The 21,727-nt window shown below is 65.9% G+C and carries 19 protein-coding genes and 1 pseudogene; 7 read left to right on the top strand and 13 right to left on the bottom strand.

The window, feature by feature from the left end; genetic code table 11:
- Nucleotides 1-32: 32 nt before the first annotated feature.
- The 5 genes from hmgB to ACNTAO_RS05995 form a co-directional block, all read right to left on the bottom strand.
- Nucleotides 33-1,376: a hydroxymethylglutaryl-CoA synthase gene (hmgB, locus tag ACNTAO_RS06015; RefSeq protein ID WP_435161066.1), complete on the bottom strand. Its 1,344-nt coding sequence runs from the start codon at nt 1,374-1,376 to the stop codon at nt 33-35.
- A 179-nt stretch (nt 1,377-1,555) separates the two neighbouring features.
- The gene (locus tag ACNTAO_RS06010) at nt 1,556-4,168 is read right to left on the bottom strand and encodes an extracellular solute-binding protein (RefSeq protein WP_435161065.1); all 2,613 of its coding nucleotides are present in this window, start codon (nt 4,166-4,168) and stop codon (nt 1,556-1,558) included.
- Between the two features lie 116 nt (nt 4,169-4,284).
- Complete coding sequence (locus ACNTAO_RS06005; protein ID WP_435161064.1) at nt 4,285-5,049, bottom strand: ATP-binding cassette domain-containing protein; 765 nt, start codon at nt 5,047-5,049, stop codon at nt 4,285-4,287.
- A complete protein-coding gene (locus ACNTAO_RS06000) occupies nt 5,049-5,771 on the bottom strand; it encodes an ABC transporter permease (protein WP_435161063.1) in 723 nt (240 codons plus the stop codon). Before ACNTAO_RS06000 ends, ACNTAO_RS06005 begins: the two co-directional genes overlap by 1 nt.
- A complete protein-coding gene (locus ACNTAO_RS05995) occupies nt 5,768-6,727 on the bottom strand; it encodes an ABC transporter substrate-binding protein (RefSeq protein WP_435161062.1) in 960 nt (319 codons plus the stop codon). The genes ACNTAO_RS06000 and ACNTAO_RS05995 overlap by 4 nt, the downstream gene beginning before the upstream one ends.
- 825 nt (nt 6,728-7,552) lie before the next feature.
- Here ACNTAO_RS05995 and ACNTAO_RS05990 point away from each other — a divergent pair.
- The 4 genes and pseudogenes from ACNTAO_RS05990 to ACNTAO_RS05980 all read left to right on the top strand — a co-directional run bounded on the left by ACNTAO_RS05990 (nt 7,553) and on the right by ACNTAO_RS05980 (nt 9,884).
- Nucleotides 7,553-7,972: a TRAM domain-containing protein gene (locus tag ACNTAO_RS05990; protein WP_435161061.1), complete on the top strand. Its 420-nt coding sequence runs from the start codon at nt 7,553-7,555 to the stop codon at nt 7,970-7,972.
- A gap of 362 nt (nt 7,973-8,334) precedes the next feature.
- Nucleotides 8,335-8,439 (top strand): annotated as a pseudogene (locus ACNTAO_RS12485) (DUF7983 family protein); the annotation flags it as partial.
- 70 nt (nt 8,440-8,509) lie between these two features.
- The gene (locus ACNTAO_RS05985) at nt 8,510-8,854 is read left to right on the top strand and encodes a DUF3784 domain-containing protein (protein WP_435161060.1); all 345 of its coding nucleotides are present in this window, start codon (nt 8,510-8,512) and stop codon (nt 8,852-8,854) included.
- A gap of 304 nt (nt 8,855-9,158) precedes the next feature.
- On the top strand, nt 9,159-9,884 hold the full coding sequence (locus ACNTAO_RS05980; protein WP_435161059.1) for a guanosine phosphorylase: 726 nt from the start codon (nt 9,159-9,161) through the stop codon (nt 9,882-9,884).
- Between the two features lie 21 nt (nt 9,885-9,905).
- Here ACNTAO_RS05980 and ACNTAO_RS05975 read toward each other — a convergent pair whose 3' ends face one another.
- Nucleotides 9,906-10,355: a UPF0179 family protein gene (locus ACNTAO_RS05975; RefSeq protein ID WP_435161058.1), complete on the bottom strand. Its 450-nt coding sequence runs from the start codon at nt 10,353-10,355 to the stop codon at nt 9,906-9,908.
- 86 nt (nt 10,356-10,441) lie between these two features.
- On the opposite strand from ACNTAO_RS05975, the gene tmcA reads away from it, so the two are divergent.
- Nucleotides 10,442-12,793 (top strand): tRNA(Met) cytidine acetyltransferase TmcA, encoded by a 2,352-nt coding sequence (tmcA, locus tag ACNTAO_RS05970; protein WP_435161057.1) that lies wholly within the window; start codon nt 10,442-10,444, stop codon nt 12,791-12,793.
- Between the two features lie 50 nt (nt 12,794-12,843).
- Here tmcA and ACNTAO_RS05965 read toward each other — a convergent pair whose 3' ends face one another.
- The 3 genes from ACNTAO_RS05965 to ACNTAO_RS05955 all read right to left on the bottom strand — a co-directional run bounded on the left by ACNTAO_RS05965 (nt 12,844) and on the right by ACNTAO_RS05955 (nt 15,787).
- Entirely contained in the window at nt 12,844-13,239 is a 396-nt protein-coding gene (locus ACNTAO_RS05965) for a DoxX family protein (RefSeq protein ID WP_435161056.1), read from the bottom strand.
- A gap of 129 nt (nt 13,240-13,368) precedes the next feature.
- Complete coding sequence (locus tag ACNTAO_RS05960) at nt 13,369-14,715, bottom strand: alkaline phosphatase family protein (RefSeq protein WP_435161055.1); 1,347 nt, start codon at nt 14,713-14,715, stop codon at nt 13,369-13,371.
- 103 nt (nt 14,716-14,818) lie between these two features.
- Complete coding sequence (locus ACNTAO_RS05955) at nt 14,819-15,787, bottom strand: phosphoadenosine phosphosulfate reductase family protein (RefSeq protein WP_435161054.1); 969 nt, start codon at nt 15,785-15,787, stop codon at nt 14,819-14,821.
- A gap of 143 nt (nt 15,788-15,930) precedes the next feature.
- Between ACNTAO_RS05955 and ACNTAO_RS05950 the strand changes: the two genes are divergently transcribed.
- Complete coding sequence (locus ACNTAO_RS05950; RefSeq protein ID WP_435161364.1) at nt 15,931-16,722, top strand: aldo/keto reductase; 792 nt, start codon at nt 15,931-15,933, stop codon at nt 16,720-16,722.
- A 37-nt stretch (nt 16,723-16,759) separates the two neighbouring features.
- On the opposite strand, the gene ACNTAO_RS05945 is transcribed toward ACNTAO_RS05950, so the two are convergent.
- The 4 genes from ACNTAO_RS05945 to ACNTAO_RS05930 form a co-directional block, all read right to left on the bottom strand.
- Nucleotides 16,760-16,993: a YgaP family membrane protein gene (locus tag ACNTAO_RS05945; RefSeq protein ID WP_435161053.1), complete on the bottom strand. Its 234-nt coding sequence runs from the start codon at nt 16,991-16,993 to the stop codon at nt 16,760-16,762.
- Nucleotides 16,994-17,167: 174 nt separating this feature from the next.
- The gene (locus tag ACNTAO_RS05940) at nt 17,168-17,611 is read right to left on the bottom strand and encodes a universal stress protein (protein WP_435161052.1); all 444 of its coding nucleotides are present in this window, start codon (nt 17,609-17,611) and stop codon (nt 17,168-17,170) included.
- A gap of 223 nt (nt 17,612-17,834) precedes the next feature.
- On the bottom strand, nt 17,835-19,517 hold the full coding sequence (locus tag ACNTAO_RS05935) for a sensor histidine kinase (protein ID WP_435161051.1): 1,683 nt from the start codon (nt 19,515-19,517) through the stop codon (nt 17,835-17,837).
- A 162-nt stretch (nt 19,518-19,679) separates the two neighbouring features.
- Entirely contained in the window at nt 19,680-20,177 is a 498-nt protein-coding gene (locus tag ACNTAO_RS05930) for a GNAT family N-acetyltransferase (RefSeq protein WP_435161050.1), read from the bottom strand.
- Between the two features lie 293 nt (nt 20,178-20,470).
- Here ACNTAO_RS05930 and ACNTAO_RS05925 point away from each other — a divergent pair, with 293 nt between their 5' ends.
- Complete coding sequence (locus tag ACNTAO_RS05925) at nt 20,471-21,718, top strand: RNA-guided endonuclease InsQ/TnpB family protein (RefSeq protein ID WP_435161049.1); 1,248 nt, start codon at nt 20,471-20,473, stop codon at nt 21,716-21,718.
- The last annotated feature ends 9 nt before the right edge of the window (nt 21,719-21,727 follow it).

Below are 21,727 nucleotides of genomic sequence, written 5' to 3'. Positions count from 1 at the left end.
CCGTTTTCACGGGAAGCGTCGGTGTCGAACCGCTACTCGACGTACTCGTAGGTGCGTTCGTTCATCCGCCCCCAGCCGGTGAATACGAACTCGCCGTCCGGAACGGTGAACGCCTCGACGTCTCGACCGAGGTCTTTGTCGTACTCGTGGACGTCGTGGACGTCCTCGTACTCGCTCCATGAGAGGTCGTATCTGGCGTCGAGTTGTGCGTCGATGTCGAGCGCCTCGATCCCGGTTCGCCACCCCTCACACACCGTCTCGGCGTGTATCTCCGCCTGCGCACCGGAGCCGTACGAGGCGACGAGCAGCGTGTCGCCGACGAGGGCGTCGTCGCGGGCGATGGCGTCTCGCAAGGCGCTCACCCGTGCGACGTGCACCGACGACGTGTACCAGTTGCCGACGGAACGCGAGAGCCCGAGCGTCGGCTCTACGGTGTCGTCGTACCAGTGCTGGTACGGCTCGGTCGTCTTCAGCTCGTCCATGTAGTCGCGAATCGCGGCCTCGTACGCCTCCCGGTCTTCGAAGTCCGGCTCGCGGGGTTGACGGCCGATGTCCTCGGCGAGGGCGGTCTCGTGGTCGGTGTCGCGGATCACGTGCCGATACGCGAGCAACGCCGCCTTCCGCACCATACCGGGGAACGGGGTGTGAAACGGCGCGTACCTGAACTCCGTCAGCTCCAGGTCGCCAGCGACCGACTCGTAGTCTTCGAGTGCCTCGCGCATCCGCGAGAGGTACACCTGCATCGACCGCTTGCCGTCGACGCTCGGGAACTGCTGGTTGGGCTTCAGAAAGTCCGTCTCGTCTTTCGACCCGTACCCTTGGGCCGTCGACAGCTCGACGATCGAGGGATCCTCGTCGACGAGCATCGCCACCGCACCGGCTCCCTGTGTCGCTTCACCCGGGTCGCCACGGGCATACAGCGCCGTGTCCGTCGTGATGACGAGTGCCGCCCGACCGCGGTTGCGTCCCGCGCGAATCCAGTTGTACGCGTCGTCTATCGCTTGGGTACCGGCGACACAGGCGAATTTGCGCTCGCCCTTGTTCGCGTGGGTGAAGTCGCCGTCGTAGACGGACTCGAGACAGCCGGCAACGTACGTCGACACCGGCTTCGAGTGGTCGAACGCCGACTCGGTGGCGACGTCGATACGACCGACGTCGGCCGGCGTGAGCCCTTCGCGATCCATCAGACGCTTGGCGGCGTTCGCGGCCATCGTCACGATGTCCTCGTAGACGTCGGGGAACGAAGAGTCGGTCAACCCGAGCCCCTTCGTGTACTTCGCCGGGTCGTCGCCCTTCTCGGGGGCGAACGTGTTCGGGAGGTCGAGTTTGAGCTTGCCGGACCAGATTTCGACCGCGTCGATCCCTACGGGAGTCATTGACGGTCGTTCATGAGGCTGGCATATGTGTGTGTCGATAGGATACTACGTCGATCGTGGAACAACCGGACGTTCGACGCCGGGCGCCGGCGCTCGTACACCTTATCGTGCGATATGAAACGTGGGTCGGGCGGTGACCCTCGAGTGACACCGGAGCCGCAGAGCGGAGGCTCACGACCTCAGCCGTGGGTCGGCGACCGTCCTTCGTGGTATCGCTGCAGGAGTCGCTCGGTTTGGGCGTTCAGATCCGACAGCGCCGCCTCGACGCCGTGGTCTCGCGCGTCGACGGACGCCTCCTCGACGAGCGTCCGGACCGTGTCGAACGGACCGATCCGGGCACCGCTCGTCGCCGGCGTGTTCGACCCCGCGAGCAGCTGGTCGAGTGCCGTCTCGTAGTGAGGATTCTCGCGGAACCACCCGTCGTCGCGCAGGGCATCTACCGCACCGTGTGTGACCGGGAAGTACCCCGTCTCGCGGTGCCACCGCGCCTGTTGCTCGGGTTCGAGCAGCCACGCGAGGAACGCACCGGCCGCCTCCTGTTGGGCGCGCGGAACCGCCTTCGAGATCCACAGCGAGCCACCGCCGACGACGTGACCGTGTCGCTCGTCGCCGACCGGGAGCGGTCCCGTTCCCAGCTCGAACCCGGCCTTTGCCGCGCCGGCTTCGATGGCAGCCAGCGAGGAACTGGACGCGACGAGCATCGGGGCCGTACCCTCGAAGAACGCGGACCGAGCCTCGCCACGTGCCTCGATACCGGGATCGTAGTAGAGTCCCTCGTCGTCGAGCGTCGCCCACCAGTCGAAGAGCGCCACCCCGGCGTCGCTGTCGAAGAGCGCCTCCGTAGCGTCGCCGTCGCGGCCGTTGTGGCCGTCAACGAGCGGCTGTCCCGCCTGCGCGAACCACTGCTCCACGTACCAGGCGTAGTTGGCGAACGTGATCCCGTGCGGGGAGACGCCGCGCTCGACCAGCCGGCGAGCAGCCCGCACCACCGCGCCGTACGTCGCCGGTGACGCGTCGGGGTCGAGCCCGGCCCGTTCGAACGCCGTTCGGTCGTAACACAGGACCGGCGTTGACGCGTTGAACGGAATCGAGGTGAGCCGTCGGTCCGTCGTGTAGTACGAGCGGATCGGAGCCAGGACGTCGGTGGCGTCGAACTCGGTCGGCATCGCGTCCTCGGCGGCGATGAACCCGCCGCTGTCGAGCGCCCGCTTCGTGCCGATCTCGAACAGTTGCGCGATCGCCGGGGGACGGCCGTCGGCGACGGCGTCGAGCGTCGCAGCGAGCGTTCCCCGATAACTCCCCTTCGCGGTGAGCTCGATCGACACCTCGCCGTCGTGGTGTGCCTCGAACTCGCGCGCGAGCGACTCCAACAACACCCCCTTCTCGCCGCCCATCGCGTGCCACACCTCAACGGTGGTTCCGTCGCCGTCGCCGGACAGCCGGGTCGTCTCGAACCCGTCGAACGACCGCGTCAACAGCTCGGTCCGTTCGGCCAGCGTCGTCGTCGCCGTCTGCGCCTGGGTGAGGATGCTCGTCTGCTCGCGGGCCGCGGCGGCGACGTCGCTCGCCGCCGTGGCGGTTTCCGCGGTGATAGCCCCCACGTCCTCGGCCATGACGGCGACCTGCTGTGTCGAATCTGCCTGTGAGTCCGTCGCGTCGCTGATCTCGGTGACCTGCGTCGAGACGGTCTCGACGTCGGCGGCGATGTCGTCCAGCGCCGTGAGCGCCTCGTCTATCGTCTCTTTGCCCGCCTCGACGCGGCCGTGGGTGGTGTGTGCGTCGTCGACCGCCCGAGCGGCTTCCGTACGGATCGTGTCTATCGCCGTCTCGACGTCGGCGAGCGCAGACTGCGTCTCCGCTGCGAGCGCCTTCACCTCGTCTGCGACGACCGCGAAGCCCGCACCGTCGTCGCCGGCGTGGGCGGCCTCGATCGAGGCGTTCACCGCGAGGATGTCGGTCTGGTCGGCGACGTCGGCTATCGACTCGACGACGACCTGTACGTCGTCTATCGAGGCCATCAGCCGCTGGACGCTCTCGAGCGTCGTCGTCGTCGTCTCGTCGATCGCTTCGAGTTCGTCGATGGCGTCCGTCGCCGCCTCGCTCCCCGCGGACGCCCGGTCGGCGGACGTCTCGGCGATCGTCGCCACACCCTCTGCAGACGCCGCGACCTCTTCGACCGTCGCAGAGAGGTTCTCGATCTCGCCGACGACCGCGTCGACGCGGTCGTGCTGGCGGTCGGTGGCGTCTGCGATGTCTCGAATCGACGCACTCACTGCACGGCTCTCCCGTCTGCCCGACTCGGTCGTCGCGGCGACCTGTTCTGTCGCGCCGCCGACCTGGTTGCTGAACTCGCGGGCGCGTGAGACCGACGTTGCCCACGCGTCGACCAGTGCCGTCGTGGCCGATTGGAGCTCACAGAGCGCCGGATCGGCCGTCTGGAGGTCGACGCGGACGGACAGGTCGCCGCCGACGGCCCGTCTCATGTCCGTCGTCGTCGCCTCGATCCCTGCTTCCAGCTCGTCGATACGCGCCCGCGTCTGTGACAGCTCATCGCGGAGCGCGTCTCGCTCCTCGCGAAGGTCAGCGTGACCTTCGTCGACGCGGGCGCTGGTGGCGGGCCGCCCGCCGGCCGACGCTGCGCGCTGGCTCGGCGTCTCGGCTGGTGTCGGGCCCGTCTCCACGCTCGACGGCGCCGTCGGCGTCGCATCGACGGCGGTCCGTTCGGAGAGGGTCGACCGTTCTGTGTCGCCACCAGCGATCCTCGAGACGAACGCGAGTACTGACCCCATCATTGACACTACTCGTGAGGAACCGCGCAGCGAGCATAAGCATAATTTTTAGTTACCGAAACGTTTCGACTGGTTCTCCGCACGCCGGAGGGACCGCGGCGCTCGGGGCGAGTGCCGGGTCAGTACACCAGCTCACCGGCGATGAACTGCCGCGTGCGGTCGTCGCGCGGATCGTCGAACACCGCCTCGGTGAGCCCGACCTCGGTGACCCCGTCGCCGAGCAGCACCGCCACCCGATCTGCGATTCGTTCGGCCTGGTTCATGTCGTGTGTCGCGACGACCACGCCGATGTCGCGAGCGCGCGCCCGCTCGACGGCGTCCTCCACGACGGCCGTGTTGCGCGGGTCGAGATCGGAGGTCGGCTCGTCGAGGAGCAGCAGGTCGGGGTCGTACGCCAGCGCCCGCGCGAACGAGACGCGCTGGGCCTCGCCCCCGGAGAGCGAGTCCGCAGATCGGGACGCCGCGTCGGGGAGTCCCACCACGTCGAGCGCGTCGCGGACAGACGCCGGGGCGTCCTCACCGCCGACGAGTCCGCGAATCCCCGACCGGATCCGTTCTCGCCACGGTCGACGCACCCGCAGTCCGTACTCGACGTTGCGGGCGACGGAGGCGTCGAAGAGGCTGGCCGCCTGAAACACCGTCCCGGTGCGTCGGCGCAGGGCCCGGCGACGGGCCGTGTCGGCCGCCCAGACGTCCGTCTCGTCGAACGCGACGGTGCCGGCGGTCGGCTCGAGGGAGAGTCCGAGAATACGGAGGAGCGTCGTCTTCCCGACGCCGGAGGGGCCGATGAGTGCGAGCACCTCGCCGGGGTCAACCGCGAGCGAGACGTCGGTGAGCACCGGCTCCGCGTCGTAGGCATGTGTGACGTCGGTGACACGGAGCATCAGCGCGTCACCCCATTGTCGCTGAGGCGCACGACGATCGTGTTCACCGTCAACACCAAGACGACGAGGACGGCACCGAGGATCATCGCCGTCTCGTACCGTCCCTGACGAGCCTCGAGCTGGATCGCAGTCGTCAGCGTGCGGGTCTTCGAGATGCCGTCCGCGCTCGTGATGTTACCACCGACGATGAGCACCGATCCGACCTCGCTTATCGCGCGGCCGAAGCCGGCCAAGATCGCCGTTGCGATCCCGTACCGCGCCTCTTTGAGTACGACGAGCGCCACGTCGATACGGGTGCCACCGAGCGCGCTGGCAGCCTCTCGCACCCCGTCGTCGACGCCGGTGATCGCCGCGAGACTGATCGCCGTGATCGGTGGAGTCGCGAGCACGAACTGCGACAGGATCATCGCCTCTCGCGTGAAGATGAGCTCGAAGGACCCGAGCGGGCCCTGGTTGGAGACGGCAAAGAGGACGACGAGACCGACGACGACGCTGGGGAACCCCATCCCGGTGTTGATAACCGACTTCACGAGCGACTTGCCCGGAAACTCGAGGAACCCCATCGTCACCGCCACCGGAACGCTGACCAGCGTGCTGAGACTCACGGCGACGAGGCTCACGTACAGCGAGACGACGACGATGCTGGGCACGTAGCCGTCGCGAAACGGGAGCTCGACGAGGCCCACCAGCGCGGAGCCGACCGCCTCGAGCGCCACGCTCACTCGCTCGCCGAGTCGGACTGCCACCCTTCGGGTACGTACTGCTGGAAGTCCGGCTCCTCGGAGATGGCCTCCGGGAAGAACAGCTGCTCGCCGTTCATTTGGTAGTCGGCGATGGCGTCTTGTGCGCCCGGGCTCGTGATCCACCCGATGTACGCCATCGCGAGGTCGTAGTTCGCGTTTTCGTGGACGCCGGGGTTGACCGCCATCACCCCGTACGGATTCGCGAGGATCTCCGGGCCGCCCTCGATCGGGCCCTGGACGAGGATGGTCAGGTCGATCTGCGCGCGCTGTGCGATGAACGTCCCGCGGTCAGAGAGCGTGTACGCGCCCTGCTGGTTCGCGATGTTGAGCGCCTCGCCCATGCCGGTACCGGTCTCTTGATACCAGTCGCCGCCGGGCTGGGTGCCCGCCTCCTCCCAGAGGACGAGTTCTTTGGTGTGTGTTCCCGAGTTGTCGCCCCGCGAGACGAAGGGGGCCTGTGCGTCCGCGATCGTCGTCAGTGCGTCCGTCGCCGACGACGCCCCCTCGATGCCGGCCGGGTCGCCTTCGGGTCCGACGATCACGAAGTCGTTGAACATGAGGTCACGGCGGTTGATCCCGTAGCCGTTCCGCATGAACTCGTCTTCGAGACTACGGGCGTGGACCATCACCACGTCCGCGTCGCCGTTGCGGGCGGACTCCAGTGCCGCGCCCGTTCCCTGTGCGACGGCGTCGACGGAGACGCCGTAGAGGTCCTCGAAGTCCGTGTGGATCGCATCGAGGAGCCCGGTGTCGTACGTACTCGTCGTCGTCGTGAGCGTGAGCGTCTCGCCCGCGACACCGACCTGCGCCGTGGTGTCGCCGTTGGACCCGCTCTCGTTCGTCTCCCCATCCGTCGTGTCGCCGGTACACCCGGCCGCCGCGACCGTCGCACCGGCGCCGAGCGCTGCGACGAATCGCCTTCGTTGTATCGACATGGACACACCGTAAACGCGGCGACACATATAGCTTCCGTGCAGGGTGTCATAGGACAGTTGGTATTCTCTTTTGACCCCTTGAACTGTTCAACACGGGAGAACACGATTCATCGCTTAACTGGCAGGATAAGCACGCAAGATACAGAGGGTGAAATCAGAATGCCGTACATCCTCGGTCTACACGCTGTTGAGTGGACCAGCCGCTCAGCATGTCCGTGTGCGCCTAGACCGTAGTAGCCAGTGACGTCGGGTTTTCCGGCTCAGTAATCGGGCGTAATCACTTTTGTTACTGGCGAAGAGTATCCGGTATGGCTGTCCCCAGCATCCTCGGTGTGTCGGATGCGACCCTTGGCGCAGCGCTGGCAGTCGCATGGGTCATTGTTCTCGGGGGAAGCGCCTATCAATACACACACCGCACCCGTTCACGCGAGCGATTTTATGCAACGTGCTCTGTGGGCACACTCTGGCTTGGCTTCAGCCTGCTCCAAATATCGACTGCGTTTGCTCGCTTGCCCCGGACCGGGATCGTGATTCTTGCCCTCGGTGTATTTTGTACCGGTATTGTGACTGGCGTCTACTGGTGGAGAGTTCGGAACACCGGTGCGAGTGCGAGCGCAGAGGCGGAATATACTGAGTGAATCAGATGGCTCTGCTTCCGTGCATGCGCGTTCAAGGTACAATACGCCGCAGAAGAATCTCACTATCTCTGAATCTTCACAGAGCTGGTTTGTGTAAACAGATGGATAAATACGAGCAGTGCCTCTAGCTTGAGAGGTACTCCCAATAAAACAAAGTTGCTCGGCCATCCTTCTGTGGATAGCTATCATGGACATTCCTGATGCTCTTAGAGCGGTGTACTCTGCCCGATTGAAGGAAGAAAACGGACGGTACTATCTCACAGTACCAGCACGCGAGATTAGCTCAGACACGCTCACGGCCAACGAAACGTACAAACTTTGCATGCTGACTCCGGGGAGACATTCAGCTGACCACGGTGATGATAAAAGCACAGACGGGTCTGTGAGCACGAGAGACGATAGCCCACCTGTATCGTCTGGTGAGCGCCGCACGGTCACTATTGAGGGTATTGGAGACAAAGGAGACGGTATCGCACGGATTGACCGTGGCTACGTGTTAATCGTCCCAGAAACCGATGTCGGCGAACGTGTTACTGTCGAAGTGGACCAGGCACGTGACAACGTCGGGTTTGCGTCGGTCATTAGCCACCACACTGAGTCGGGTTAACTACCTGAAAGAGCATAGCGACAGCACAATGCCACACTGCTACCAGACTCGCTGGTACGTTGGAGTTGAGCCGTGCATGTTGTCTAGAGCCACTCACGGTTAGCATCAAGTAAATCTCAGCCAGAAGTAGCGAGTGCCAGCTGGCTCGCCTCAGCAACTTGTAATTATAAGTATGTTAGATATTTATTCGACCTATAAGTAACACATTGTTGCTGAAGCTCGCTATGCTCTCTGTTTTGTCACAATCATGATATCACGTGATCTGGCCGACTGCGATTCTACCTTCGGTCAATTGTTTGACCGGTAAAAGGTAGCAACGTAATAGAAAGCCCCTACGTCGAGCAGTCAAATACTGGTTGTATCTCCGGCAGGACGTCCGTGGCGTTCTGCTTGACCATCTCCATCACAATCGACCCGTGAGCGGGCAGTACGGGTCTGTTCAGCGGGCCGTCCGTCAAAATTGGACTCCGGGACGTCATTCCATAGCCGTTCAACTGATGGGTAGCTAGCGTCTAGAAGGAACTGCCAGAGCCCGAAATGATCGCTGAAATCAGCACGAACACCGTGGCCGTGACAGCAGTGATGGTACTGACAGGAGTCTTCACTGGGTGGCTCGGCTACCGGATCCGATATCGCGGCGACGTTCGTCTGATTGCCGGGTATCAGGGTGGCACACCCGCCGACGCGGAGGCACTCTCACGAGTAGTCGGCAGAGTAGTACTTGTCGTCGCCGCCGTGAGTGTACTCGCTGGTCTGATATACCCGACGTTGGCCATCAGTCCGAGTGCTGAGGTAACTTACTGGTCCGGGTACGCCGCGGTCGTTCTTATTCTCAGCGGGTACGCTGCTTTGATTAGCCGACAGTATGCTGATAAGCCCTGATCGGTGATATTGATCCAGTAGTTGATCCTTCTCTGCCTATGACCGACTCGCGCCCTGTATCTCGCACGCCGTGCAACACATCATGGTAAAATGGTAGGACTCACGGTAAGCAATTCGCATGTCAACTCGTAGAGCTGATTCACGCTTGGTTCAATCGCAAGCAACAGCTCGTTACCCATTCTATAACTCCCTCTCCGTGAACTGCCGCGCGGTCGACGTCGAGACACGCGCCCGGTAGTGTGTGACCACCACGGCGGTGGTGCCCGACCGGGTCGTTTTTGCGCGCGGCCGCAGAGACGCACCTATGGCGAAACAGCCACACCTGCTGGTGGAGGCGGGCGACGTACACGACACGGCGATCGTCCCCGGAGACCCCGGACGCGTCGACCGGATCGCCGACCAGTGTGACGAGCACACGGTCGTCGCCGAGAACCGCGAGTACCGGGTCGTCAACGCGACGTACGACGGAACCGACCTCACGCTGTGTTCGACCGGCATCGGCTGTCCGTCGGCCGCCATCGCCGTCGAAGAGCTCGCGAACGTCGGCGTCGAGACGTTCCTCCGGTGTGGCACGTGTGGAGCGCTCCAGGCGGACGTGGCGATCGGCGACATGGTGGTCGCCACCGGTGCCGCCAAAGAAGAGGGGACGAGCAAGCGATACGAGTCGGCGACGTACCCGGCCGTCGCGGACTACGACGCGCTCTCGGCACTCGTCGACGCGGCGGAGGCGAACGACGAGACGGTCCACGTCGGGCCGATCGTCTCCGACGACGCCTTCTACAACGAAACCGACGAGTACGTCGAGTCGTGGGAGGCGGCGAACCTGCTCGCGATCGAGATGGAGGCCGCGACGATCTTCTCGCTGGCGCGCCGGCGCGGCCTCCGGGCAGCCGCGATCTGTACCGTCGACGGCAACCTCGTCACGGGCACACAGAAGGGAGCCGACTCCGACGAGGAGCTGCCGGCGAAAGCGAAGAACAACGTCGAGCGGGCGATTCAGATCACCCTCGACGCGGCTACCGAGGTGTGAACGGTACAGCGAGGGCGCGGTTCACTCGGACTCCGGGGCGAACTCCACGAGGGTGAGGTCCCGATCGAGTGCGCAGTGGTCGTGTGGCGGCTCACCGAGTACCGTCTCGATCCGTCGTTCCTCCTCGAAGTCGACGCCGTCGGGAACGCAGTACTCGTGGCTCGGACACTCGGTGTGCGGGCAGGGACCGGCGAGCGACCCGATGCTCCCCGCGTACGCCCCTTTCGAGGGGACGGTGGCTGGAACCGGCGCTGGCTCGACTTCGACCGCACGAACCCCGGTGTCGTGGACGGCACAGTCGAGCGTCTGGGCGTCCTCTCTGACGTCTGTGATGCGGTACCGGGTGCCAACGGAGAGATTGAGACACTGGCTCCGGTACGGACACCCCTCACAGTCGGGTGACTCACCCTGGTAGACGAACTCGCGGCCGGTGTCCGCGAGCCGGGAGCCGATGAGCGTAACGGTAGGCATGGCTGACATAACGACGCGAGCCGTGGTAAGCCTCCCGGCTCCGCCGGAAGACAACACACATCCCCCCGCAACGACAAGACCAGTTAATGATCGCGGAGGTCGCGAGGGCGCTGCGAGACGAGGCAGCGGGGGCGAACGAGCGCCGGCTGCTGGTACTCGCCGGAGACCGCGACCGCGGTATCGACGCCGCGTACGACGTCGTCGAGGCTGTCGGTGTGAGCGACGACGCGGTAGCACTCGTCTCGACGCGCGAGGGATTTCGCTTCGACCGTGTCGGTCCGCGGGGCGCAGACGCCCTCTTGGGCCAGACGAAGCAGGTCGTTGTCGTAGACTGTCACGAGCAGTGTCCGCCGAACGCGCTGGGACGAGCCGTCGGCGCGGTCGACGGGGGTGGCCTCTTCGTCCTCCTGACGCCCCCGCTCGAGGAGTGGCCGACGCGTCGCGACGGGTTCGACGCGTCGCTGGCCGTTCCGCCTGCCACCGTCGCGGACGTGACGGGACGCTTTCGGCGGCGGCTGGTGGAGACGCTCCGGACGCACCCTGGCGTCGCCGTCGTCTCGCTCGCGGCCGAATCGGGGGACGAACCGGTAGTCGAACGGGACGGCCGGACGTCACCGTCGAACGCACAGCCACAGAGCGACCCGACACCGCCGCCAGCTCCGACGTTCCCGGCGGCCGCCTACGACGCGTGTCTCACGGCCGATCAGGTCCGCGCGGTCCGCGCGTTCGAGCGACTCGCCGAACCGGGTACCGCGGTCGTCGTCGAGTCCGATAGGGGCCGAGGAAAGTCGAGCGCGGCCGGGCTCGCCGCCGGTGCGCTCGCACTCGATGGTAGCGACGTCCTCGTGACTGCACCGTCGCCGAGCAACGTCGAGCCGCTCTTCACGAGGGCGCGTGCGCTCGTCTCGGCCGTCGACGGGCAGCGCGGGTCCAGCGACGGCCGGCCCGATTCTGTCGACGGCGCGGCCACCACGATCGAGGCCGCGGCCGGCGGACGAGTGCGGTTCGCTCGGCCGGCCGTCGCCGTCGACGGTTCGGCCGAGCCAGACGTCGTGATAGTCGACGAGGCGGCCGCGCTCCCGGTTCGGCTGCTCGAGGGGGTCCTTGATGCCCCCGCAGTCGCGTTCTGTACGACGATTCACGGCTACGAGGGAGCGGGCCGCGGGTTCGCCGTCCGGTTCCGCGACCGACTGGCAGCGAGCCCGTTCGCCACCCGCGACGTCCACCTCGACGAGCCGATCCGGTACGCACGCGGTGACCCGGTGGAGTCGTGGGCGGCGCGGGCGCTACTGTTCGACGCTCGGCCCGCGGTCACCGCGGCGCTCCCGGCGACGCTCGTCGACGAGGACCCACGCTCGGACGACGCGCTCGCCGACACGGCCGACGTTTCGTTCCGACGGCTCGATCCAGAGGCCCTCCTGGCGGACGAATCCCTCCTCCAGGAGGCGTTCGGACTGCTCGTCGCCGCTCACTACCGCACCGAGCCGAACGACGTCGCGCGGCTGCTCGACGCACCGAACCTGACCGCGCGGGCACTCGTCGCTGGCGGCCAGGTCGTCGCGGTCGCACTGCTCGCACGTGAGGGTGGGCTCGACGACGAGACGCGAGCAGCGATGTACGAGGGCGAACGCGTCCGCGGGAACATGGTACCGGACCTGCTCACGAGTCAGCTCCGGGACGAGACGGCCGCCGAGCCGGTTGGACTCCGGATCGTTCGCATCGCCGTCCACCACGCGTGCCGGGGTCGCGGACTCGGCACCCACCTGCTCGAGCGGGTGCATGCCGCGTTCCGCGACGAGGTCGCGTACTTCGCCGTCGGATTCGGTGCCACGCCCCGGCTGCTCCGGTTCTGGCGACGGGCCGGCTACCGGAGCGTACACCTCTCGACGACGAGAAACGACGCCTCCGGCGAGTACTCGGCCGTCATGCTTCGACCGGCTGGTGACTCCGGCGAGACGCTCTGTGAGCGACACGCGAGGGCACTGGCGCGCCGTGAACGCGACGCGCTCTCTGGGTCCCACAGCGATGTCGACGTGGATGTCGTTCGCGGTGTGCTCGCCGGCTGCCCCGTCGAGTGGCCGATCGAGCTCACCGACGACGCGTGGCGGGCGGTCGTCGCCGCGGCGGTCGGCCCGGGACGATACGAGATCGCACCGGGGGCGGTTCGTGACCTCGCGTACGCCGCGCTGCTCGGCGGCGACCCCGCCGGCGAGGCGGACGTCGACGCCGCAGCCACGGCGGCCGACCGCACCGCCGCACGAGAGCGGTTGCTCGTTCGACTCGCACTACAAGGCCACGACCGTGACCGCGTCGCCGACGAGCTCGGATACGATTCGGTGAAGACGTGCATGCGCGCGCTCGGGGCGGCCCTCGAGCCGCTCGTCGAACGATACGGCACCGACGTGGCTCACCGCGAGCGTGAGCGGCTTCGCGAGTGAGCCGTGGCGCGTCTAGGACGTCCCGTGAGCGGAGCTTCGACGATGCGACCTCAGTCGTCGCCGGCGTACGCCCGACGTAAGAAGACGAGGACGCCGCCGAGCATCGCGAGATTTCCGAAGAACGCCAGCCGCTCGCCCGAGGCGCTGTCCTCGTCGGCGTTCCAGAAGTCGTGCATCGTCGTCGTGACGACGACGAGGAACGTGGCGGCCGCCCCGGTCGCGAGCCGAGGGAGACGCCAGAGCGCGAGGCCGAGTCCGGCGACGAGCATCATCCCGGAGGCGAACGGCGCCGCGAGGTCCGGCATCGGGACGCCAGAGGAGTCGGCGTACTCGACCGCGTGGTCCATGTCGCGGAAGTCCTCCGACGCCTGAAGCGCGAGTCCGAGGCCGAGTGCAACGCGTCCGAGCCGCGAGAGCGATCCACCGTCGTCTGTGTCGTCTGTCATGACCGCAGATCAACACGCGAGCTACTAAACTGTGTACGACCGCGGACGACCGAGACGGTCCGGCCGACAGTACCTCACCGCCGTCGGCTGCACGAGCCTACGCCTGCACGAGCCTACGCCTGCACGAGCCTACGCCCGCATGAGACTACGCCCGTCGAAGTCGGCGTCGACGTCGATCTCGAGGAGGTCGAGCAGCGTCGGGGTGAGATCGTAGAGGTCGACGTCGTCGACGGCGATGCGGTCGTCGTCGGTGACGAGCGTCGCGTTCGAGAACTTGTGCATCCCGTTTCGGGGCCCCTCCCCGAACACCGGTTTCGACCCCGAGAACCCCGCCTTCAGGTCGAAGCCGTCCGCGGGCACGGCGACGACGTCGGGCGCGATGTCGGCCGCCGGGCCGTCGAAGACGTCCTCACCGAGGTAGACGTCCGCACACACCGGGTCGCCGTCGGGACCGGTCAGCGCCGTCAGGTCGTCGACGAGTCGATCCCGCACCGTCTTGTACTCACCCTCGGAGACCGAGCCGTTCGCCTCCCGGCCTTCAAGATTGACGAAGAACCGACCGGGAATGAGCGAGAACGCCTCGGTGTCGGCACCGAGGTCGGCGAGCGACTCGGGCTCGTCGGTGTCGTACGTGAGGTACCCCTCCTCGGCGAGCCAGGCGTTACAGTGCACCTCGTGGCGCAGTTCGGTGAACCCGTGGTCCGAGGCGATGACGAGCGAGACGTCGTCGGGGAGGCTGTCGTAGAGACGGCCGACGTACTCGTCGAGTGCCCGGTAGAACTCGAGAAAGCCCGCCGCGTCGTCGGTGTCGTTCGCGTAGTCGCCAAAGAGGAAGTGGTTAACCCGATCGGTCGTCATGAACACCCCGAAAAAGAGGTCCCAGTCGTCCTCGGCGAGGTAGTGATTGAACGTCTCGTATCGGGCATCGAGCGTCTCGTGGGCGTTCTCGAGGAACGCCGACTTGTCGTCGTCGTGGCCGAGCTTCGCGTCGGCGTCGATCCGGTAGTCGTGCGACTCGAGCGTCGCCTGAACCGACGCGTCGCTCGAGGCCGCCTCGACGGACGGCGAGAGGAACCCGGAGACCATCCGCTGGACGGACTCTTCCGGCGGGAACGTCACGGGGACGTTCAGGACGGTCGCGTCGCGCCCGGCACTCGTCACGCGATCCCACACGCGCGTCGCGCGAACGTGACTCCCCATCGGCACGTACGTCTCGTCGGAGCCGACCTCTCGGTCTTGGAAGCCGTAGACGCCGGTTTCGCCCGGGTTGACGCCGGTTGTCAGACTCGGCCAGCAGGCGCTCGACTCCGGCGGAACGATGCTGTCGATTCGGCCGGCAGTCCCCGCGTCGGCGATGCGATGGAGGTGCTCGAAGACGTCCGGGTGGTCGTCGATCAGGTCGTACGGCACGCCGTCGATACCGAGAAAGACCACGCGTGGGTCGTCGTCACCGCGCAGTCTGTCGAAGAGTCCCATACGCGACGAACGTGCCGGGCGGACAAAAAACGCGCCGACTGTGACACGTTCGGCCGCCGTCGGTGACGGTCGGCCGGTGGCGCGTGTGATCCGCCGGCGACCGCTACATGTAGCCGAGGTCGCGCAGTCGCTCCATCAGGTCCTCTTTGTCCTGTGCGCGGCCGGCGCGCTCGGTCGTCCCCTCGAGGTCCTGGAGCCACGCCGGCTCTGCGGTGGTCTTCTCCGTGGACACCTCGCTGCCGAGCGAGCGGAACCCGGCGAAGTACTTCGGTGAGATTGGGACGTCGGCCCGTTCGACGCCCGCAGGGAGGTCGTCTGCGCCCTGCGGGACGTAGCCGTCGTCCGGGAACGCCTCGACCGTCTCCGGGACGACCACCTGCCAGAACGCGTCCCACACGTCGCGCTCGTCGAACTGGAGGATGGGCTGGATGCGGTCGTGTGGGGGAAAGAGGTCGGGATCGTGTCGCGGCGAGAAGAACGTCTCGTCCGCACGCGCCTCCTGTTCGTCCCAGCGCACGCCCGAGATCACGCCGTCGATGTCGTACGCCTCCAACGCGTCGTTGAGCGCCACGGTCTTCAGCAGGTGGTTCCCAACGTACGTGTCGAGCAGGAACGGGAACGTGTCGTCGTCGTACTCGAGGATCTCCCGCACGTGGTGTCGGTTGTGCTCGGAGAGGTCGGCGACGGCGACGTCGTCTCCGGGTTCTAGCCCCTGCTCGTCGACGATCGCACCGACGTCGTCGTTGCGAGCGTACACCAGCTCGACGTCCCACTCGTCGGCCCAGTGCTCGACGAAGTCCGTGATCTCCTCGAAGTGCTGGTAGTGGTCGATGAACACCGCGGTCGGCTTCTCGTAGCCGTACTCGGCGGCGACCTCGTTGATGAAGTACAGCGTGAGCGTCGAGTCTTTGCCGCCGGTCCACATCACCGCCGGGTTCTCGTACGTCTCGAGTCCACGGCGAGTGACCGCCACCGCCTTCTCGAGTTTGTGCTGGAGCGACGGGTAGTCACCCGGGGTCTCGCCTGCACCGTCCTCGTAGTCGACGTCGACCCTCTCGGGAAAGTCACTCATTCGAGTGTCGGGTCGGCGGCGAGTGAAGAAGGGCTTTGTGTTTCGAGCCGGTCGGCTCCAGAACGGCTTAGTGGCTCAGGGTTCCACGGGAAGTCGTGTCATCGCCAGCACGATCTACCGACGACGTCGAACGGGCGAACGGGATGCCGACGCTCGGACTCGGCACCTGGGAGAACGAAGACCCCGCACAGTGTGCCGAGAGCGTTCGCACGGCCCTCGAGATGGGGTATCGTCACGTCGACACCGCACAGATATACGGCAACGAGGCAGCCGTCGGCGAGGGGATAGACGCCGCAGCCGTCGACCGCGAGAACGTCTTCCTCGCGACGAAGGTGTGGATATCGAACCTCGCACCCGAGGACGTCGTCGCGACGGCCGAAGCGAGCCTCGAGAAGCTCGGCGTCGACGCCGTGGACCTGTTGTACGTCCACTGGCCGGCCGGGGAGTACGATCCCGAAGAGACGCTTCCGGCGTTCGACGAACTCGTCGACCGGGGGCTGACGGAGCGCGTGGGCGTCTCGAACTTCGAGCCGCACCACGTCGAGCGAGCGATGGACGTGCTTGACGCGCCGGTGTTCGCGAACCAGGTCGAGACCCATCCGTTCTGTCAGCAGTCGACGCTGCGTGCACACGCCGACGAGCACGGCTACGAGCTCGTCGCCTACTCGCCGTTGGCTCGCGGGTCGGTGTTCGACCACGACGTCGTACGGGACGTCGCCGCCGCACGCGACGTCAGCCCGGCGCAGGTCAGTCTCGCGTGGCTCGCCGAGAAGGGCGTGACGGCGATTCCGAAGGCGACGAGCGAGGCGCACATTCGCGACAACTGGGAGAGCCGATCGCTGGAGCTATCGGCCGAGGCGGTCGCGCGTATCGACGCCATCGAGCGACACCGCCGGGAGGTCAACCCGGACTTCGGTCCCGACGCCTGGGAGTGAGCCGGGCCGGTGCGTCGACGTCGTCCCGGCGAAGACGCTATCGTCGGTCGCCCGGGCTGACCGAGCACGTGTCGACACCGAGCACCGAGTAGAGGCCACACGTACCGGTCAGGGCCGTTCCGAGCATCGCGAGCGCGACGATCCCGAGGACGGGACCAGCGGTCGCTGGTAGCGGAGCTGCCCCTACGAGCGTGGCGAGCGAGAGGCTACCCGCGACCGCACCGAGTGCCGTTCTGACGCGTTTGTCCGTCGCTCCGACGTTGGTTTGCATGTGTTATCCGCACGGGCTCTGTAGACATAAACGCTGTTGCGAACGGTGTCACACGAGTCACGTCCCCGCGGATGGGGTATACCAGCCGGTAGACAGCCCCAGTCGGCAGCACGGGTCGGCGGCTCGGACCGACAGCACGGAGTGACGGAGTGCCTTGGGAGGCCGTGCGGTCGGTCACCGCGTGATCGTCACCGGTATACGCGCCTTGTCGACGACGCTCTTTGCGACGCTTCCGACCACCTCCTCGCGTTCTGCAGAGAGCCCGCGGTGTCCGACGAAGATGGCGTCGGCGTCGGTCTCCGTGGCGAACTGGGTGATGGCGTCCGCCGGGCGGCCGGTGAGGAGCTCGGTCTCGACGTCGATGGCGTCGTCCTCGTCACCGGTCTCCTCCGCGACGGTCCTCTCTGCGACGGCCTCTGCGCCCGTGAGGACCCGCTCGCCATCGTCGAGTGCAGCCTCCTCGCCGGGCATGACGAGGGTGCCGTCGACCAGCTCCGACTCGGGAGTCAACACGTGGACGATCACGAGCGTCGCGTCGAACGCGAGCGCGTTTCGGGCCGCGTACCTGACGGCGTCGTCGCCGACCGTCGATCCGTCGGTGGCAGCGAGATAGCGCATACCGGTGGTTTCGGCCGGACGCACATAACTGCTGTCTGGCGTTCCCAGTGCGTGGTCGCAGCGAGTGTCGTGGCGAACAGGCGGTCTCCGCGTTCCCACGCCGGTCGACCGCGCAGCCGTCTCGGCCGGTCGTGGGCCATCGAGGTGTCGTGGCACGCTCTGGTGGCCCCTTCGTACAAAAGGGTCAGGGGGATCGAGCGAGTCGGCCGACCCGGCGACGGTGTCACGCCTCGATGGACAGCGTGATCGTGGTCCCCGAACCGTCGGTGTCGTACTGGATCGTCCCGTCGATCTCCTCGACGACCATGGTGACGATCCAGAGGCCGATGCCACTGCCGTGGTCGAGAACTTCCTCGGAGCCGCGTTCGAGAACCGTCAGCTCGTTCTCTGGGATACCGGGACCGTCGTCTTCGACGGTGATCTCCACGCCGTCGGCGCTCCGTGCGAGCGAGACCTCGACCGTTGCGTCGTCACCAGGGGTGTGCTCGGCGGCGTTCTCGACGAGGTTGTCGAGTGCGTGCTTGATGTCGGGGGTGACGGTAGTCACGCACGAGGATGGACACGTCGTCTGGAACGACGTCTCCGGGTACGCGGTCTCGTGTGCGGCGACGACGTCGTCGACGACCGCGGCCAGGTCGACCGTCGCGGTCTGGCCGCGATGGGCTACGATCTCTTTCATCACGCGCGTCTTCGCACTGACCGAGCGCAACTCGTCGGCTGCCGCGGCCGCGTCGACCGCGCGGTCTCGGGCGTCCCCGTCGAGTCGGTCGGCCAACTCCTGGCTGTGTGCTTTCACGACGTCCACCTGGTTGCGGATGTTGTGTCTGAGCGCACGCGAGAGGATCTGCGTGAGCAGGTCGAGATTCTCCCGCTGTCGCCGGCGGGTCGTCAGGTCACGGACGGTCACCGCGAGTCCCCGACTGTCACCGAACGAGTCGAGCGAGGCGGTGTACAGCCGGTAGATACGGTCTCCGTCGTCGCCGGCGACCGTCACTTCGGTCTGGGTCGTCGCGGGGTCTGCCACCGGCACGGCGTCGACGACGACGTCGGGGAGCGCCGCGTCTGCGCCGCGGCCGGTCTCGAGCCCGTCGAAGGTCGCGGCCGCCGGCGCGTTGAAGTCCACGATCCGTTGTTCGGGGTTCATCACGACCACCGGCGCGGTGATCCCGTCTATCACGTCGGACATGTCGACGGGCGTGTACCCGAAGAGCGAATACCGGTATAGCCCGACGACGTACGAGACGCCCACACCGGTCACGGCCAGGGCGGGGTAGTCGACACCGGAGACGGCGTATGGGATCGACGATTCGACCACTTCCACCAGTATCGCGCCGGACGTCGCGACGAAGACGAGCCCGATCTGCCACACCCGTACGTAGTTCGCCGTCAACAGCTTGTACAGGATGAGCCCGGAGCCGGCGGCGAACGCCGCCACGGCGAGCACCTCGACCAGCCCAGAGAGGGCGGTGTCGGTCCACGTCACGAACGTGAAGGGGTCCGTCCTCGTTCGCGGATCCGTGTTCGTGGCGGCCGCGACGGGTGGGAACGACTCGACGGCGAGCATAGCAGCCGAGATCACGCCCAACGGATAGGCGACGGCCGGTCGGGTTATCACGCCGCGGTAGCCGGCGTACACCGCTGTGAAGTAGAACCAGACGAGCGTCATCAGGACCTGAAAGAACTGTTCGAGGAGGTGTAGCTCCCACGCGAGCGAAAGCGGTCCGACGATCCTGAGGAGCACGGTAACGTTCCACGCGACGGTGACGGTGAGGAACGAGAGAAACGCCGGTGCAGCGTACTGGTCCCGTCTGTGGTACGTCCAGACGGCACTCGCGATCCCGAGGAGACACGCGGAGCCGAAGGCGACCACGTGCCAGACGAACACGCTACCGAGCTGTGGACGCATGGTACGTGGAGCGAGCGTGGGTGTGGGTCGGGCGGTCGTCGCCACTGGGGGCGAGCCCGTGACGAGGGCCACGCGGGGTGAGCGGACGGATCGGCGGCGGGAACACAGGCCGGCTCATCACGGTCCCCGTTTGACCCGTGCGTCACGTATATGTGGCGTGGCTCAGGGCACCGGCCGTGAGACCATCTCGCCCCACGGTTCGAAGCCGTGTCTGTCGTAGAACGCACGCGCACGCTCGTTCGCCGGGTCGACGTCGAGTACGATCCGGTCTATCGGGAGGTCCTGGGATTCGGCGACCGCGATGGCGGCCTCCACGAGCGCGTCTGCCACTCCCGTCCCGCGGTGTGCCGGCGCGACGTAGAGCTCGTTGAGCACCGCGGCGTCCCAGACGAACGCCAGCCGCTCCGGCAGACAGAAGACGTAGCCGACGACGTCCGCCGCGTCGACGGCGACCGTCACGCAGTCGGGGTCGTCGGCGACACAGCGGTCGACCCAGTCGAGCCAGCGGCGGCGGTAGTCGTCGGTGAGCTTCTCGTCGTAGGCCGCCGCCTTCGCCGCCCCGCCGGTGTTCTCGCCGAGTCCACGCTCGAAGGCGCGCTTGCACGCGTACAGCCCGTCGGCGTCGCGCACGCGGTCGTACGGTCGGTACGCGACGCTCACGACACGTCCCTCCGGTACCGGATCGGGGTGCGTGACGGGAGCGGGACGAGACGACGACGCGGCGGATCGAGTACGGACACGTCACCCGGTGTGAGCGGTGGGCGCAATACGCTTTCTCTTCCGGCGACGCGGCTCCGTCGGCTCAGCATTTTCGAGGTGGAGCCCCCGACCTCAAGGAGCGACCGGAGTGAGCGAGTAGGTCGGGGAGGAAGCCGACATGGTGCGACACAACCGGCATACTGCGACCGATTGACTCCCGAATGTATAACTACTGTTAGGTACTCCCCGAAGTTATGGATGTGCGTCGAACTGCCGTCGTGAAACTCAACCTTTCCGACGAGCAACGTGATGCACTCCACCGAACTGCCGAGCAATACCTGTACTGCGCGAACCGAACTGCCGACTACTGTTGGTCCGACACCACCTACACAGAGTGCAAGATCAACAAACGGCAGGTTCGTGACGCGCTCTACGCCGAACTCCGAGAGGAGACGGACCTACAGGCACAACTCGTCCAAGCCGCCATCAAACGCGCTGTCGAAGCCGTCAAAGCGTGTGTCGAACGCTGGAAAAAGGGGCAGCGTGTCTCTTGCCCGACGCTTACCGCCGAAACGATGGACTACGACGCACGGAGCGCGACCTTCTACCGCAACAAGGTGTCACTGGCAACCGTCGAGGGGCGGGTAGAACCATCGTTCGTTCTTCCGGCAGACAGTCCGACGCCCTACGAGCGGTACGTACTCTCGGAGGACTACGAGTTCCGTGAGAGTACGCTTCGGTACGACGCGACCACTGACGAGTTCTACCTCAACATTTCGACGCGGCGGATACACAGTGACGATGAGGTTTCGGCAGATGCCGGGCACTCCGACCAAACGGTCCTCGGTATCGACCTCGGTGTCAACTCGTTGGCAGTCTCCTCGACCGGTACGTTCTGGCAGGGAGACGACTACGACCACTGGTGCCGTGAGTTCGAGAAGCGGCGTGGTGAGATGCAACAGCGCGGCACGCAAGCCGCGCATAACGCCTTGCTTCGCCTCGGGAAGCGCGAAAAAGCGTGGCGCAAACAGTACATCCACACGGTCGCTAACAAACTTGTCGCGGAAGCTGTCGAACACGACTGCGACGTTATTGTCTTCGAGGAGTTGACCGACATTCGAGAGCGGCTTCCGCAGGCAAAATGGCACCACGTGTGGGCGTTCCGACGCCTCTACGAGTACGTTTCGTATAAAGCGCCCGAACAGGGCCTCTCCGTGGAACAAGTCGAACCGAACCACACGTCTCAACGCTGTTCTCGGACGGACTGTGGGTTCACACACGAAGACAATCGCCACGGAGAACAGTTCTGTTGCCAGAAGTGTGGCTACGAGGTGAACGCGGATTACAACGGTGCGAAGAACATCGGGCTACGGTACGCTCGAAAGAGGACGCACAAACTCCGTTCCTCGCCCACGTCGGGGAGCGGAGACGCAGAAGTAGACCTGCGTATAACTGGTGGGACGTTGAACGGTGAGGGTCACCAGCCTATTGTTGGCGACTGATTACCGGGA

Source organism: Halorubrum zhoui (genome assembly GCF_051194155.1).
Taxonomy (GTDB): Archaea; Halobacteriota; Halobacteria; order Halobacteriales; family Haloferacaceae; genus Halorubrum.
The sequence above is the reverse complement of the archived record's forward strand: the minus strand, read 5'-3'. Positions and strand labels throughout refer to the sequence as shown.